Source organism: Streptomyces deserti, from assembly GCF_054782695.1.
Genome location: NZ_BAAGRZ010000019.1, coordinates 70,554 through 83,161, shown reverse-complemented (window position 1 = coordinate 83,161; position 12,608 = coordinate 70,554). Strand labels below are relative to the sequence as shown.

Genomic DNA, 12,608 nt, shown 5'->3' with positions numbered 1-12,608 from the left:
GTTCTCCTCGTGATTCGCGACTCGTGACTCGTGACTTGCGATTTGTGACGTGGGACTTGGGACTTGGGATTTGTGACGTGGGACTGGGGACTTGGGACTTGTGACGTGGGACTGGCGACTTGGGACTTGGGATTTCGGACTTGCGACTGGAGTTGAAGTGGCGGACGTGGGGGTGGGATCAGTCCCGGCGAGCTGGGGCGCGGCCGGTCTCGGCGGCGCGGAGGTACGGGGGGGCGGACCGGACGCACGGCCCTCGCGGGTCGAACGGCGCACGGGCCCGGGTACGGGCCGGGCGACAGACGGACCGGGGGCGAGGGACGTGCCGGTGGTCAACGGACGTGCCGGTGTCGAGGCCCGTGCCGGGAGTGTGGATCTGCCCGGAGCCCGGCGGCGGGCCGTGCCGGGACGGTGGATCTGGCCGGAGCCCTCGCCGGGCCGGCCGGCGGCTCAGGCCGGGTCGCGCACCAGAGGGCAGGACAGGCAGTGGGGGCCTCCGCGCCCTCGGGCCAGTTCGGAACCGGGGAAGGTGATCACCTCGATGCCGGCCCGTTCCAGGCGTTCGTTGGCGGTGGTGTTGCGGTCGTAGGCGACCACGAGCCCGGGGCGCAGGGCGAGGACGTTGGCGGAGTCGCTCCACTGTTCCCGGCGTACCGCGAAACCGTCGTCGCCGGTGTCCACCACACGGACGGTCGGCAGGCCCAGGGCGTCGGCCAGCACGGCGAAGCCGTCGTCGGCCGGACGCGCGCGCACCTCACCGCGGCGGTCCAGGACCAGTTCGTGCCAGCGGCAGGCCTGGTGGTGGGCTCTGCTCACCAGGAAGGTGTCGTGGTCGACCATGGTCATCACCGTGTCCAGGTGCATGGTCTGCCGGTCCCTCGGCAACGACACGGCCAGCACGCGCCGTACGTCGCCGCCCGTGAGCAGGGACCGTGCCAGCCCTTCGGCCGCCGCGGCGCTGGTGCGCTGACCGACGCCGACGACCACGCAGCCAGGGCCGGCCACCATGACGTCACCGCCCTCCAAGGGGGCCGGTGCGGCATCGCCCGCGGGCAGGACCCCTGCGACGCGCGCGGTGCGCAGCAGCGCTTCGGTCAGCGCGCCCTCGCGGGCCCTGGCCGGGGTGGCCATGCGGCCGGCCGTGCAGTGTCTGCCGATCCAGCTGAGGGTGTCGCGGACGAACATGGCGTTGGGCAGCGGGGGCAGTGCCGGCCAGTCGGACGGCCGGTCCCCGGCGTCGAGGCTCTCCCGCAGGGCGGCGCGGTGCCGGTCGGGCAGCTCCGCCAGGGTGGCGCCGAGCAGCAGCCGGTCGGCCAGCTCCGCGGGGGGCAGGTCCCGCAGCCAGTCGCGCAGTTCGCGTCCGGCCAGTCCGCCGAGTCCCAGTGCGGCGGCGGTGCGCGTCGTGCCGTCGAGGAGCAATCGCCGGCCGGCGGGCAGGGCCGCCGCCGCGGTCAGCAGGTCGGCCAGTTCGACCACGGCCACGCCGCGTTCGCGCAACAGGCCGCTGAAGGCGTCGTGTTCGCGCCGGGCCGCGCTGAGCCAGGGGATGTCGTCGAAGAGCAGCGTGTGCAGGTTCTCCGGGACCAGACGGTCCAGTTCGGAGCCGGGCCGGTGCAGCAGCACGCGTCGCAGGGGTGAGGTCTCGGAGTCCACGGCACAGTCGCCGAGCGCCGCGTCGAGGAAGGCCGCGGAGGATCGGGCCGCCTCGGCGGCGGGCGTGGACGGGGCAGAGGAGGGGCGTACGGCGGGGGCGGGCCCAGCCGGTGGGCCGGGCAGCGGGCGCGGTCGCGTGCGCACAGGGCCGCGGACCGTCGATGAGATCGCTAACGCGTCATCCACGAGTTCGTCCGGAGTGAAGTGTGGGGGGAAGTGTGGGGGAGGCCGGAAACGGCCGGGGTCGGCTCTGACGGGCCGTCGGCTCAGGCCCTGGTCCGGTCCTCGGCGAGCGCCCGCAGGGCCGGCAGGCCGTCGCTCGTGAGAACGTCGAGGTAGTCGACTTCGATGCCAGTGGCTTCGTAGAGACGGGTGGACAGCAGGACGGCGTGGAAGGAGTCGCCGCCGTTGTCGAGAAAACCCCGCAAGGGGTCGGCGGCGGGGCCGAGGATTTCTCGCCACAGACTTTCGGCGACGTACGGGGCAGGCCGGGAATTCAAGGGACCCGGGCTCTCATCAGTGGTCATTGCGTCCTCCCAGGACACAGGGATGGAGAGCACGCCGAAGAAACCGGAAGAATTGCACCGGTCGGCGAAACCCGACGCTAGGGACGGGATGAGTGCAGTGTCAACCCACTGGATGAGGCGACCCGTTTATGCGTGGCGCATGCGGAGTGGGCGGCGATGCCCGCCTGACCTGTTCATAGGCGGCATGGACTTCACTGGGCAGCGCTTTTCGCAGCCCCCAGGCACACAAATGGAACCTGGCCATCCGGTCTGTTCCGTTTCGAAGAAACGTCGCCCACCTGCGACGACGCAGGATTCGAAAAAACCCCGTTTAGCCATGGGAGGCTCGGGTACGCGTCAACCGGTCGCCTCTGAAATGGAGATCGACCCCGCCCTGGAAACGGCCGGGCAATAGCGTCTGCACGCTTTCCGATTTCCTCCCCCTGCCCTTCAGGTCTCCATCCACCGGACCCCGCGGAGCCTTTCCATGCCTTTTTCGCGCCCGTCCTCCCTGTACGGCCTCTTACAGGCCGCGGCCCACCGGTACGCACGGGAACCAGCTCTGGAAATCTCGGGCGACTCCTTCACCTACCGGGAACTGCACTCGATGGCCGCGAACATCGCCGGCCCCCTGGTGGCGACGGCGGGCCGTCGGCCGACGGTGCTGGCACTCTGCGCGGCGCGCAGCCTGCCGGCCTATGCCGGATACCTGGCCGCGGTCCGGCTGGGCTGGACCGTCGTACCGCTCAACCCGGCCTTCCCCGCCGAGCGCAACGCCGCCGCGGCCGCGGCGGCCGGTGCGCGGGTGGTGCTCGCCGACGCCTCCGGCGCCGGGCAGGCGGCCGTGGTCGCCGACCGCGCGGGGGCCCGGCCGCTCGTCCTCGACGACTCCTGCGCCGGGCTGCCACCGACGGATCCGGACACGCTGCCGGCCGCACGCACGGGTCCGGACGACATCGCGTACGTGATCTTCACCTCGGGCACCACCGGCCGCCCCAAAGGCGTGCCGATCCGGCACCGGCACCTGTTGCCCTTCCTGCGGCACTGCGTGCGCGCCTACGCGATCGGCCCCGGCAGCCGGCTCTCCCACACCTATGACCTGACCTTCGACCCGTCGGTGTTCGACCTGTTCAGCACCTGGTCCGCCGGCGGCACCCTCGTCGTGCCGGACCGCAACGCCGCGCTGCGGCCGTCCGTGTACGTCAACGAGCACCGGCTCACGCACTGGTTCTCGGTCCCGTCCGTCGTCTCGGTCGCCGAACGGCTCGGGGACCTGGCGGAAGGCAGCATGCCCGGCCTGCGCTGGACGCTGTTCGGCGGGGACCGGCTGACCCGCCGCCAGCTGGAACGCTGGTCGGCCGCGGCGCCGGGCAGCGTCATCGACAACACCTACGGCCCCACCGAGGTGACCGTCTTCTGCACCGCCCTGCGGCTCGCGGCCGGGCAGCGGTGCATGGACACCTCCAACGGGACCGTTCCGATCGGCACCCCGCTGCCGCACCTCGAACACGTCGTCGTCGACCCGGCCGGGCGCCCCGCCGACCAGGGCGAGCTGTGCCTGCGCGGCCCGCAGCGCTTCGACGGCTACCTCGACCCCACCGACAACACCGGCCGGTTCGGCCTCGGGAGCGCGGCCGGTGGACTGCGCCCCGCGCCCGCGGGCCCGCCACCGCCCGACGCCTGGTACCGCACCGGCGACCTGGTCGTCCGGGAGCAGGGGCAGCTGGTGCACCTCGGACGGCTCGACCACCAGGTCAAGATCCGCGGCTACCGCATCGAGACCGGTGAGATCGAGTCGGCGCTGCGGTCGGACCCGGCGGTGACCGACGCATGCGTGGTGGCGGTCGGCCCGCCCGGGGCAGGGGAACTGCACGCGGCCTACGTCGGTCCCCCGGGCCGGGGCCCAGCCCTGTCCGCCCGGCTGCGCGGCCTCCTCCCGCCCTACATGCTGCCCCGGCGCATCGTGCACCGCGACGCCCTCCCCCTGACCGCCAACGGCAAGATCGACCGCACCCGGCTGGCCGAGGAACTCCGAGCACAGCCCGTCCCCGCCACCACCGGCCCGGCTCCCCGACGGCACGATCCGGCACCGGCCGGTGAGACAGCCGGCCGGTGATGCTGCCTGCGCGGCGGGGGCAGGGTCCCCCATGGCCACCCATGGCGCGGCGGCGTACGCCGGCCGAAAGGGCCTGTCCCCGCGCGACTCACCGTCCGCCGGCGGGGCGGTCCGGCAGCGGGGCGAGCGGATGGACACGCCAGACGAACGCGTCGGCGGCGTGCTGATCCCCCGCGAAGTTGACGCCCCGCAGCGCGGCTGCCAGGTCGGCCGCGCCCACTCCCGAACCCCTCCCCCGCAGCACACTGCTCCTGCTCAACAACTCGCCGCGGTTGCGCGGGGCACCCCGACGCGCTAGCGGTCAGTCCGACACGACATGGAGGATCGCCGTGCCGTCCTCCCCGGTCGCCATCTGGATCACCACGGCGCCGGGTTGGGCGCTCGGCCGGACGGCGTCGCCCAGACCGCCGCACGAGTTGCCCGAGCCGTTGGCGCGGAGCACGGTGATGCAGCCCTGCCCCGGGCCGCCGGCTCCGCCCTTGGACCGGCCGCTGCCCGACTGCACCGTGTACTCGACCTCGTTCGAGCCGACCTCGGTGACGGACAGCGTCGCCGGACCTGCGGGCCCCTGGAAACGGACCGTTACCGGATCGGACACCGCGACCTCGCAGTTGCCGTCCGCGCAGGCACGGATGTCCTGTCCGTCCGCCGCCGACACCGACGGTTTCGCCGAGGCGGTGCGATCGGCGGACGGGCTCCCCGAGGGCCGCGCGGAGCGGGACTGCGACCCGCCCTCGTCCCGCGGGGACGCCCCGTCGGACTGGTCCGAGCCGCTGCAGCCGATCGCCGTGAGGGCGGTCAGTACCGCCAGCGCCACGCCTGCCGCGGGCCTGCGGCCCGATCGTGCCGTGCCTGCCGATGTCGTCGCGGTCATGATTCCCCCGTGTCCCGGCATACCTCGGTTCGGCGTTCGGCAGCCAGTCTTCCCCTGTGCCGCCCGCCCACTCCGGAGGACCCTCAGCCGGCAGAGGGAGCGGTGCGGATCGCGGCGATGTCGAACTGGAGGCGCACCTTCTCGCTCACCATCGCACCGCCCTCGGCCAGTCTGCTGTTGTACGTCAGGCCCCAGTCCGAGCGGTTGATGGTGGTGGTGCCGTCGAAGCCGACCCGCTCGTAGCCGAACGGGTCGGTGACGTGCCCGATGTAGGTCAACTCCAGTACGACGGGACGGGTGATGTCCTTGATGGTCAGGTCGCCCGTCATGCGGTACAGGTCGGTGCCCGCGAGTTCCACGGCGGTGCTGGTGAACCGCATCCGGGGATGGTTCGCGGCGTCCAGGAAGTCGCGGCCGACCAGGTGTGCGTCGCGTTGTTCCACACCGGTGTCGACACTGGCGGTGGACAGTACGATCTCGGCCCGCGATCGAGACGGGTCGCGCCCGTCGAAGTAGAGCCTGCTTTGGAATTCCGTGAAGCAACCGCGCACCGTGGTCACCATGGCATGGCGGACCGAGAATCCGATTCGGCTGTGAGCGGGGTCGACGATCCATTCTCCGGTCAGCCCCGCAAGGGCCGGATCCGGCAGGACGGCGGCGGAGGAAGCCGGCGAACCGGTGGTGCGCTGTGGAGCAATGGGCGGCGCCTGGCGGCGGGACGAGGCGCCACGGTTGAACAGACTCATGATCACCTAGTTACTGCACAACAGTTACGGCCGCAAGTCATCGGCGAGTTGGAAGCTCCTCGAGATCCGCACCGAATGCCCCATACACGGTCACCGCACAGCGGGCGTCCACGAAATCCACACACCTGCCGCCGCAGGTTCATCGGGACAGCCCCCCACGGGGGATAAAAGATCGCACTCCCTGAATCACCACCGGCGAACTCCACCACCGGCGAACTCCATGGATTCATTTCGGCCATATCACCGGTCATATCAGCAAGCCCGAAACGGGGGCCGGGCGAGTGAAACGGTGCGGCACTCGCGTGTCCAGCCCGGTCGGCACGCGGCGTGGCGGGACGGCCAGGGGAAACGCTTGCCTAGGATCCGGCCGCGTGGCACACACCTTTGACGAGCTCGTGGCCAAGCAGCGCGCCGCGGAACAGGCGTACAACCGGGTGGTGGAGCTGCGGGACGCCTACGGGCCGCCCACCCAGCACCCGTGGACCGCGCAGCAGAACATCACGTACGAGACGGCTCTGCGGGCCTGGCGAGACCTGGCCCGGGACGTGCAGGCGGCGATGACCGCGTACGCGAAGACCTCCGGGGAGTCGCGGGCCGACGTCGAGGCGGCTGTGAAGCGAGCCGTGGGGCACACGGGGCGGGGACAGCCGAGGCGCAGCTGATTCGGTGGCTTCCTGCTCCGGGTTCAGTCGCGTTCTGCCGCGGCCGCCGGAGTGGCGCCGGACGTCAGGGTCTCCCAGCGGACGACCCGGTCGCACCAGCGTCGCAGCAGCACGTCGTCGTGGCCGACGGCCAGCAGGCCCGCGCCGGTGGTGCTGCGGTAGTCCTCGACGACCGCGACCAGGGCGGCGGTGGTGGAGGCGTCGAGCATGGCGGTCATCTCGTCGCATATCAGCCAGCGGGGGCGCAGCACCAGGGCGCGGGCGAGGCAGGCGCGTTGGAGCTGGCCGTCGCTGACTTCGTGGGGGCGTCTGCCGAGGAGGTCGGGGGTGAGGCCGACGGCTGCGGCCAGTTCGGCGATCCGGTCGGGTACGGCGTCCCGGCGGCCGGTGGCGCGCAGGGGTTCGGCGATCAGGTCGGCGAGGCGCAGGCGGGGGTCGGCGGCGAGTCTGGGCTGCTGGAAGACGACTCCGAAGGCGGTGCGCAGTTCGCGCGGGGCGCGGTGGCGCCAGCGTCGTACGGGTCGGCCGTCCAGCAGCAGCGTTCCGGAGTCCGGGCGGTGCAGCAGGGCCGTGACGCGGGCGAGGGTGGACTTGCCGCAGCCGCTGGGGCCCAGCAGGCCGACGGCTTCGCCGGGTGCGATGGTCAGGGAGACGTCCTTCACCACGGGGGCGTTCCTGGTGTATCCGGCGGTGATGGAGTGCAGTTCAAGCACGTACGTCCTCCGGCTCGGACGAAGCGGGACGGGGGTGTTTCCGGTCGGCGGCCGGGAGGGGGTGGTGGCAGGCGACGGCGTCGGTCAGCGGCGGCAGTTCGGCGCAGGTGCCGGTGGCCCGGTCGCAGCGGGCGGCGAAGGCGCAGCCGTCGGGCAGGTCGCCGAGTTCCGGGGGCATGCCGGGGATGGGGGTGAAGGCGCGGTCGGGGAGGGCCTGGAGCAGGCCCCGGCTGTAGGGGTGGCGGGGTCCGGGAGAGCCGAAGAACGCGGTGGCGTCGGCCAGTTCGACGATGCGGCCCGCGTACATCACGGCGATCCGGTCGGCGATGCGTTCGGCGGCGGCCAGGTCGTGGGTGATCATCAGCAGGGCCCGTCCGGTGGGGTGCGTGTCGCCGGGGGTGTCGACGTGGCGGCGTAGTTCGTCGACCGTGCGGTCCACCAGGTCGCGGTCGAGCCCGGTGGTCGGTTCGTCGGCGAGCAGCAGGGGTGCGTCGCCGACGAGGGCCAGGGCGGTGGCGGCGCGCTGGGCGAGGCCGCCGGAGAGCTGGTGCGGGTGGCGGTCGAGGTGGTCGGCGGGGAAGGCGGCACGTTCGGCGGCCATCAAGGCTGCGGAGCGCAGGGCTTCGCGTCCTCGGATCCCGGTCAGTGCCGCGACGGTCTCCTCCAGGTGGGAGCGGATGGTGCGGACGGGGGTGAGGTGCGCGGCCGGGCTCTGCGGTATGAGGCCGATCAGGCGGCCCCGTACGGTGCGGGCGAGGGTCCGCTCGTCGGCGGAGAGCAGGTCGAGGTCGCCGAGGCGGGCCTCGCCCGCGGTCTGCGCGTTGGCGGGGAGCAGCCCGAGCAGGGCGGAGGCGAGGACGGACTTGCCGCAGCCGCTCTCCCCGATCAGGGCGAGGCACTCGCCGTCCGCCACGTCGAAGTGCGCGTCGGTGACGGCGGCGACGCGGCGCCCGCCCGGCATGCGGAAGCGCACCGACAGCCCGCGCACCGACAGCACGGGGGGTCGCCCGGTCACAGCACTGACTGCGGCGGTCACAGCATCAGCTCCGATCGGCGGCGGGGGTTGATCCGCTCCCGCCAGGTCCCGGCGAGACCGGCGATGGCGAGGGTCGGGACGATGAGGAAGAGGCCGGGGAAGAGGGTCGGCCACCACTGCCCCGCGAGCAGCGAGCCCCGCGCGCTCTGGATGAGGGTGCCGAGGCTCGCCGTGTGGGTGGGCAGGCCGAGCCCGAGGAAGGACAGGGCCGATTCGTGCCACATGGCGTGCGGCACCATCAACACGGCGGCGAGGGCGGCCTGGGGCAACACGCCGGGCAGCAGGTGGCGTACGGCCACGCGCCACCAGGAGGCGCCGCCGGAGACGGCCGCGTCGATGTACGGGCGCGAGCGCAGGGACAGGACCTCGGCGCGGACGATGCGTGCGGTCGACAGCCAGTGGGTGAGCGCCACGGACACCACCACCGGCCAGACGCCGGGCCGGAACAGGGCGACGATGAAGATGCCGAGCAGCAGGTGGGGTACGGACGAGACCGTGTCGACCAGCCGCATGACGGCGCGGTCGGCCCAGCCGCCCAGCGCCCCGGCGGTGGCGCCGACGGCGGTGCCGATGACGGTCGCCGTGAGGGCCGCCGCCACGCCGACGAGCAGGGAGACCCGCAGGCCGTACACGCAGCGCAGCAGCAGGTCCCGTCCGACGTCGTCGGTGCCGAACGGGTGTGTCCACGAGGGGGGTTGGAGTTTGGCGGCCAGGTCGACGGCCTGCTGGTCGAGCTGGACCAGCGGCGGTACGACGAGGACCGCGAGGACGGTCACGACGAGCAGCGCGGCGGACGTACGCGCCCGCAGGGTGTGGGTGGAGCGGCGGTCGGTGCCGCCCGAGCGCCACTCGGTGTGCACTGCGGCCTCAGCCATGGCGTTCACATGTCATCGAGCTTCACCCTCGGGTCGATCAGTCCGTACAGGAGGTCCGCCAGCAGGTTTCCGGCGAGGACGGCGGCGGTGGCGAGCGTGGTCAGGGCGGCCAGCAGCGGGAAGTCGACGGCGGTGGCCGCCTCGACGGTGGCCGCGGCGATGCCGGGCCAGCTGAAGACGCTCTCCACCAGCAGGGCACCGGTGATGAGTTCGGGCACGCGGGAGCCGACCAGGGTGAGCACCGGCAGCAGTCCGGAGCGCAGCGCGTGGCCGAGCAGGACGGTGCGTTCGCTCAGGCCCCGGGCGCGGGCGCCGCGCACCGGGTCCTCCGCGAGCGCGTCACCGACGCCCTGGCGGACGTACAGGGTGAACCAGGGCAGTTGGGAGACGGCGAGCACTCCGGCGGGCAGCACCAGGTGGCTCGCGACCTGTCCCGCGGTGACCTGTTCGCTGGCGGTGTCCGTGAGGCCTCCGGCCGGCAGTACGCCCCACTGGAGGGCGAACAGCCAGACGGCGAGCAGGGCGATCCAGAAGACCGGCGCGGCCTCCAGGGTGTAGGCGAGCGAGGTGACGGTCCGGTCGAGCCACGAGCCGGGGCGGCGGGCCGCGAGCACCCCGAGCAGCGTGCCGGCCAGTACGGCGACGGCGAAGGCCACCGCGCACAGCAGCGTGGACCACACCAGGCGTTCACCGATCACCTCGGCCACCGGCTGCCGCATGACGCTCGACTGGCCCAGATCGCCGGTGAGCGCGGAGGTCAGCCACCGCCACCAGCGCACGGCGAAGGGCTCGTCCACGCCGAGGTTGGCCCGCAGCCGGTCCAGGGTGTCCTGGTCGGCGGTGAGCCCGGCGGTGCCGGCGTACGCCTTGACGGGGTCGAAGGGAGAGGCGGCGGCGATGGCGAAGACGCCGAAGGTGACGACGAGGAGCACGGGGACGGCGTACAGGGCCCGCCGCCCCGCCAGGCGCGCCATCGCTCCCCAGGGGCGTGGCGTCATGTGTTCGGCCGCCAGTCCTCGATGTTCCACCACGGGCCGCTGGCGAAGCCGTGCTCGTGCGGTTCGAGCTGCGTGGTCAGCCCGTTCCAGCGGTCGGCGAGCACGTAGAGGTGGTCAATGTGGGTGAGGAACGTGTAGCCGGGGTCCTTCACGAGTTCGCGCTGCAGCGTGTCGTAGGCGGACTTGCGCGCGGCCGGGTCCTGGCTGCGGCGGCCGGTGTCGAGCGCCTGGTCGACCTTCGGGTTGTCGTAGCGGCCCATGTTGTTGAAGCCGTCGCCGGCGAGGGAGGAGTGCAGCATGGTGTAGAGGCCGAAGTCGGGGTCGCCGGTGCTGCCGAAGCCCGCGAGGACGGCGTCGCTCTTCATCCGCGGCTCGATCACCTCCCAGGTGGCGCTCTCCACCCGCACGTCGATGCCGGCCTTCTTGGCGTCGGAGGCGTAGGCGAGGGCGTGGTCCTGGCGGACCTTGTCGCCGGAGGGGTAGAGCAGGGTGAACGCGGCCCGGCGGCCGTCCTTGGCGCGGATGCCGTCCTTGCCGGGCTTCCAGCCCGCCCGGTCCAGGATCCGCCTGGCCTTGCCGAGGTCCTGGGGGCGTTCGATGCCCTGGGCGAACCAGGGGTCGTCGCCGGGCAGCGGCCCGTACGCGGGACGGCCCGCCCCGTCGAGGATCTTGTCCACCATGGCCCGGCGGTCGACGGCGGCGTCGAGGGCCTGCCGGATCGCGCGGTCGCCGGTGACCTTGTTCCCGGTGGGGAGGGTGACGGCGCGGTAGTCGTAGGACTTCGCCTGGTAGGTCCGCTTGTCGCTGTCGTTCTTGAACGTGGCGGCGAGGTTGGGCGGCAGGACCGCGCCGTCGAGGTCACCGGAGCGCAGCCGCGTGGCGCGCACGTCGTCGTCCTCGACGATCGCCATCGTCACCGTCTTCACCTTCGGTACGCCGCCCCAGTAGCGGGGGTTGGCCTTGAAGGTGAGCTTCTCGCCCTTGCGCCAGTCGGCCAGGACGTACGGGCCGGTGCCGACCGGCTCGGTGCTGAAGGAACCGGTGTTGGGGTCCTGGTTCCCGGCGATGTGCTCGGGGACGATGGGCAGCACCGTGCGCCCGGCGAAGGACGCGTACGGGTACTTGAGCGTGAAGACGACCTTGTCGTCGCCGACGGCCCGCACCTCCTTGATGGCGTCCAGTTCGCTCTTGGAGGTGTTGTTGGTCCTGTCGTCGAGGATGGTCCGGTACGTGAAGACGACGTCGGCGGCGGTGAGCGGCTCACCGTCGCTGAACTTCACGCCGTCGCGCAGGGTGTAGGTGTACGTGCGGCCGCCGTCGGCGACCTGGGGCAGTGCCGCCGCCAGCGCGGGTCTCAGCTTGAGGTCGGCGTCCCGGGCGAGCAGGCCGTCGAAGATCTTGGAGTTGCCGTCCTTGCCGTAGCCGAGCAGCGGGCTGAGCGTGTCCGGCTCCGAGGCCACCCCGATCACGACGGACTGGGCGGACTCGCCTCCGCCCGCACCACCGCCCGGCGCCGAGCACGCGGTGACCCCGGTGGCCACCGCCGCCAGGACGGCGGCACCTCGTATCCGTCGGGTCGTCATGAGCCTCACACCCTTATTGCCGTTGAACTGTTGTTGCATATTAATTGCAGCTGAGCCCCTGTCGGCACAGTGGGGCTGCCGCCGGTCCGCCGATCGCGACCGTGACCGCGCCCGTCGGCGGGTCCGGGGCGGTGTTCCTCCTCCCGGCACGCTCGCCACACCCCTCGGCGGCCTGTACGTCGCCCAGGGGCCGGCCTGAGTCCCCAAGTGGCTGGGCCCGCTGGTGTTCTGCGGGCGCCGTCAGCGTCAACGATCACAGGCCCGGAATCCCGTCGGCGTACATGATCAACCGTCTTGCAGATGATTCACCTGGTCGAGCCCCGTGCCGATCTTCCGCCACGTCGTTAGGCCTGCTGATCCCGGCCGACCCGCCGGGACCGATCCAACGGAAGGAACCCGACAACGATGTACGGCGCGCGGCGTATCGCGGTGGTGGCCTCGATGATGGGCCTGCTGATGGCAGTTCCCGCAGGACTGGGCACGGCCCATGCCGGTGACGGCGACGCGGGGGCGGGCGGTGTGCTGTCCAACGTCTCCGGCAGGAACTCCTCCGGCCACGCCAACCTCTGCGGCACGGGCAAGCTGGCGCTCTTCAAGGAGCGCACCTGTGTGACCGAGGACAACGGCCAGGGCGGCGGGGACCAGGCGGGCCCCAGCGGCGGCGTCCTGTCCGACCTCCTGTTCGCCCGGAACGCCTCGGGCCACAGCAACAACTGCGGCAACGAGACGGTGGCGATGTTCAGCAAGACCACCTGCGTCACCGTGGACCGCTCCGCCCGCTGAGCGGCCACACCGGCTCAGCGCAGAGCGCGGGAGTGTCAGGGGGCCGGTGCCCGCCGATGCGGCGCA

13 protein-coding genes are annotated in these 12,608 nt (G+C 72.3%); 3 read left to right on the top strand and 10 right to left on the bottom strand.

Features of this window, described 5'->3' with window-relative positions; genetic code table 11:
* Window positions 1–447: 447 nt before the first annotated feature.
* Complete coding sequence (locus ACYVMZ_RS26885; protein ID WP_461084009.1) at window positions 448–1,794, bottom strand: arginine deiminase; 1,347 nt, start codon at window positions 1,792–1,794, stop codon at window positions 448–450.
* 122 nt (window positions 1,795–1,916) lie between these two features.
* A complete protein-coding gene (locus tag ACYVMZ_RS26880; RefSeq protein ID WP_461084007.1) occupies window positions 1,917–2,177 on the bottom strand; it encodes a phosphopantetheine-binding protein in 261 nt (86 codons plus the stop codon).
* 466 nt (window positions 2,178–2,643) lie between these two features.
* Here ACYVMZ_RS26880 and ACYVMZ_RS26875 point away from each other — a divergent pair, with 466 nt between their 5' ends.
* Window positions 2,644–4,272, top strand: coding sequence for an amino acid adenylation domain-containing protein (locus ACYVMZ_RS26875; RefSeq protein WP_461084005.1), 1,629 nt, complete (start codon window positions 2,644–2,646; stop codon window positions 4,270–4,272).
* A gap of 88 nt (window positions 4,273–4,360) precedes the next feature.
* Here ACYVMZ_RS26875 and ACYVMZ_RS26870 read toward each other — a convergent pair whose 3' ends face one another.
* The 3 genes from ACYVMZ_RS26870 to ACYVMZ_RS26860 form a co-directional block, all read right to left on the bottom strand.
* A complete protein-coding gene (locus ACYVMZ_RS26870; RefSeq protein ID WP_461084003.1) occupies window positions 4,361–4,492 on the bottom strand; it encodes a hypothetical protein in 132 nt (43 codons plus the stop codon).
* Between the two features lie 81 nt (window positions 4,493–4,573).
* Window positions 4,574–5,146, bottom strand: a complete 573-nt coding sequence (locus tag ACYVMZ_RS26865; protein ID WP_461084001.1) for a hypothetical protein — start codon at window positions 5,144–5,146, stop codon at window positions 4,574–4,576.
* 83 nt (window positions 5,147–5,229) lie between these two features.
* Entirely contained in the window at window positions 5,230–5,892 is a 663-nt protein-coding gene (locus ACYVMZ_RS26860) for a YceI family protein (protein ID WP_461083999.1), read from the bottom strand.
* A gap of 371 nt (window positions 5,893–6,263) precedes the next feature.
* Between ACYVMZ_RS26860 and ACYVMZ_RS26855 the strand changes: the two genes are divergently transcribed.
* A complete protein-coding gene (locus tag ACYVMZ_RS26855) occupies window positions 6,264–6,554 on the top strand; it encodes a hypothetical protein (protein WP_461083997.1) in 291 nt (96 codons plus the stop codon).
* Window positions 6,555–6,577: 23 nt separating this feature from the next.
* Here ACYVMZ_RS26855 and ACYVMZ_RS26850 read toward each other — a convergent pair whose 3' ends face one another.
* The 5 genes from ACYVMZ_RS26850 to ACYVMZ_RS26830 are packed head-to-tail and all read right to left on the bottom strand — an operon-like array spanning window position 6,578 to window position 11,759.
* Window positions 6,578–7,267 carry an ABC transporter ATP-binding protein gene (locus tag ACYVMZ_RS26850; protein WP_461083994.1) on the bottom strand — a complete coding sequence of 230 codons (690 nt, stop codon included), beginning with the start codon at window positions 7,265–7,267 and terminating at the stop codon, window positions 6,578–6,580.
* On the bottom strand, window positions 7,260–8,282 hold the full coding sequence (locus ACYVMZ_RS26845; protein ID WP_461083992.1) for an ABC transporter ATP-binding protein: 1,023 nt from the start codon (window positions 8,280–8,282) through the stop codon (window positions 7,260–7,262). Before ACYVMZ_RS26845 ends, ACYVMZ_RS26850 begins: the two co-directional genes overlap by 8 nt.
* 17 nt (window positions 8,283–8,299) lie before the next feature.
* Window positions 8,300–9,178, bottom strand: coding sequence for an ABC transporter permease (locus ACYVMZ_RS26840; RefSeq protein WP_461083990.1), 879 nt, complete (start codon window positions 9,176–9,178; stop codon window positions 8,300–8,302).
* A 5-nt stretch (window positions 9,179–9,183) separates the two neighbouring features.
* Window positions 9,184–10,152: an ABC transporter permease gene (locus ACYVMZ_RS26835; protein WP_461084107.1), complete on the bottom strand. Its 969-nt coding sequence runs from the start codon at window positions 10,150–10,152 to the stop codon at window positions 9,184–9,186.
* Between the two features lie 20 nt (window positions 10,153–10,172).
* Window positions 10,173–11,759, bottom strand: a complete 1,587-nt coding sequence (locus ACYVMZ_RS26830) for an ABC transporter substrate-binding protein (protein WP_461083988.1) — start codon at window positions 11,757–11,759, stop codon at window positions 10,173–10,175.
* Window positions 11,760–12,164: 405 nt separating this feature from the next.
* On the opposite strand from ACYVMZ_RS26830, the gene ACYVMZ_RS26825 reads away from it, so the two are divergent.
* Complete coding sequence (locus tag ACYVMZ_RS26825; RefSeq protein ID WP_461083986.1) at window positions 12,165–12,542, top strand: hypothetical protein; 378 nt, start codon at window positions 12,165–12,167, stop codon at window positions 12,540–12,542.
* Window positions 12,543–12,608: the final 66 nt, after the last annotated feature.

Excerpts from the sequence above, each read along its gene's own strand:
- ACYVMZ_RS26880 (WP_461084007.1), bottom strand. The coding sequence starts at position 2,177 with ATGACCACTGATGAGAGCCCGGGTCCCTTGAATTCCCGGCCTGCCCCG.
- ACYVMZ_RS26875 (WP_461084005.1), top strand. The coding sequence starts at position 2,644 with ATGCCTTTTTCGCGCCCGTCCTCCCTGTACGGCCTCTTACAGGCCGCG.
- ACYVMZ_RS26865 (WP_461084001.1), bottom strand. The coding sequence starts at position 5,146 with ATGACCGCGACGACATCGGCAGGCACGGCACGATCGGGCCGCAGGCCC.
- ACYVMZ_RS26860 (WP_461083999.1), bottom strand. The coding sequence starts at position 5,892 with ATGAGTCTGTTCAACCGTGGCGCCTCGTCCCGCCGCCAGGCGCCGCCC.
- ACYVMZ_RS26840 (WP_461083990.1), bottom strand. The coding sequence starts at position 9,178 with ATGGCTGAGGCCGCAGTGCACACCGAGTGGCGCTCGGGCGGCACCGAC.
- ACYVMZ_RS26835 (WP_461084107.1), bottom strand. The coding sequence starts at position 10,152 with ATGGCGCGCCTGGCGGGGCGGCGGGCCCTGTACGCCGTCCCCGTGCTC.
- ACYVMZ_RS26830 (WP_461083988.1), bottom strand. The coding sequence starts at position 11,759 with ATGACGACCCGACGGATACGAGGTGCCGCCGTCCTGGCGGCGGTGGCC.
- ACYVMZ_RS26825 (WP_461083986.1), top strand. The coding sequence starts at position 12,165 with ATGTACGGCGCGCGGCGTATCGCGGTGGTGGCCTCGATGATGGGCCTG.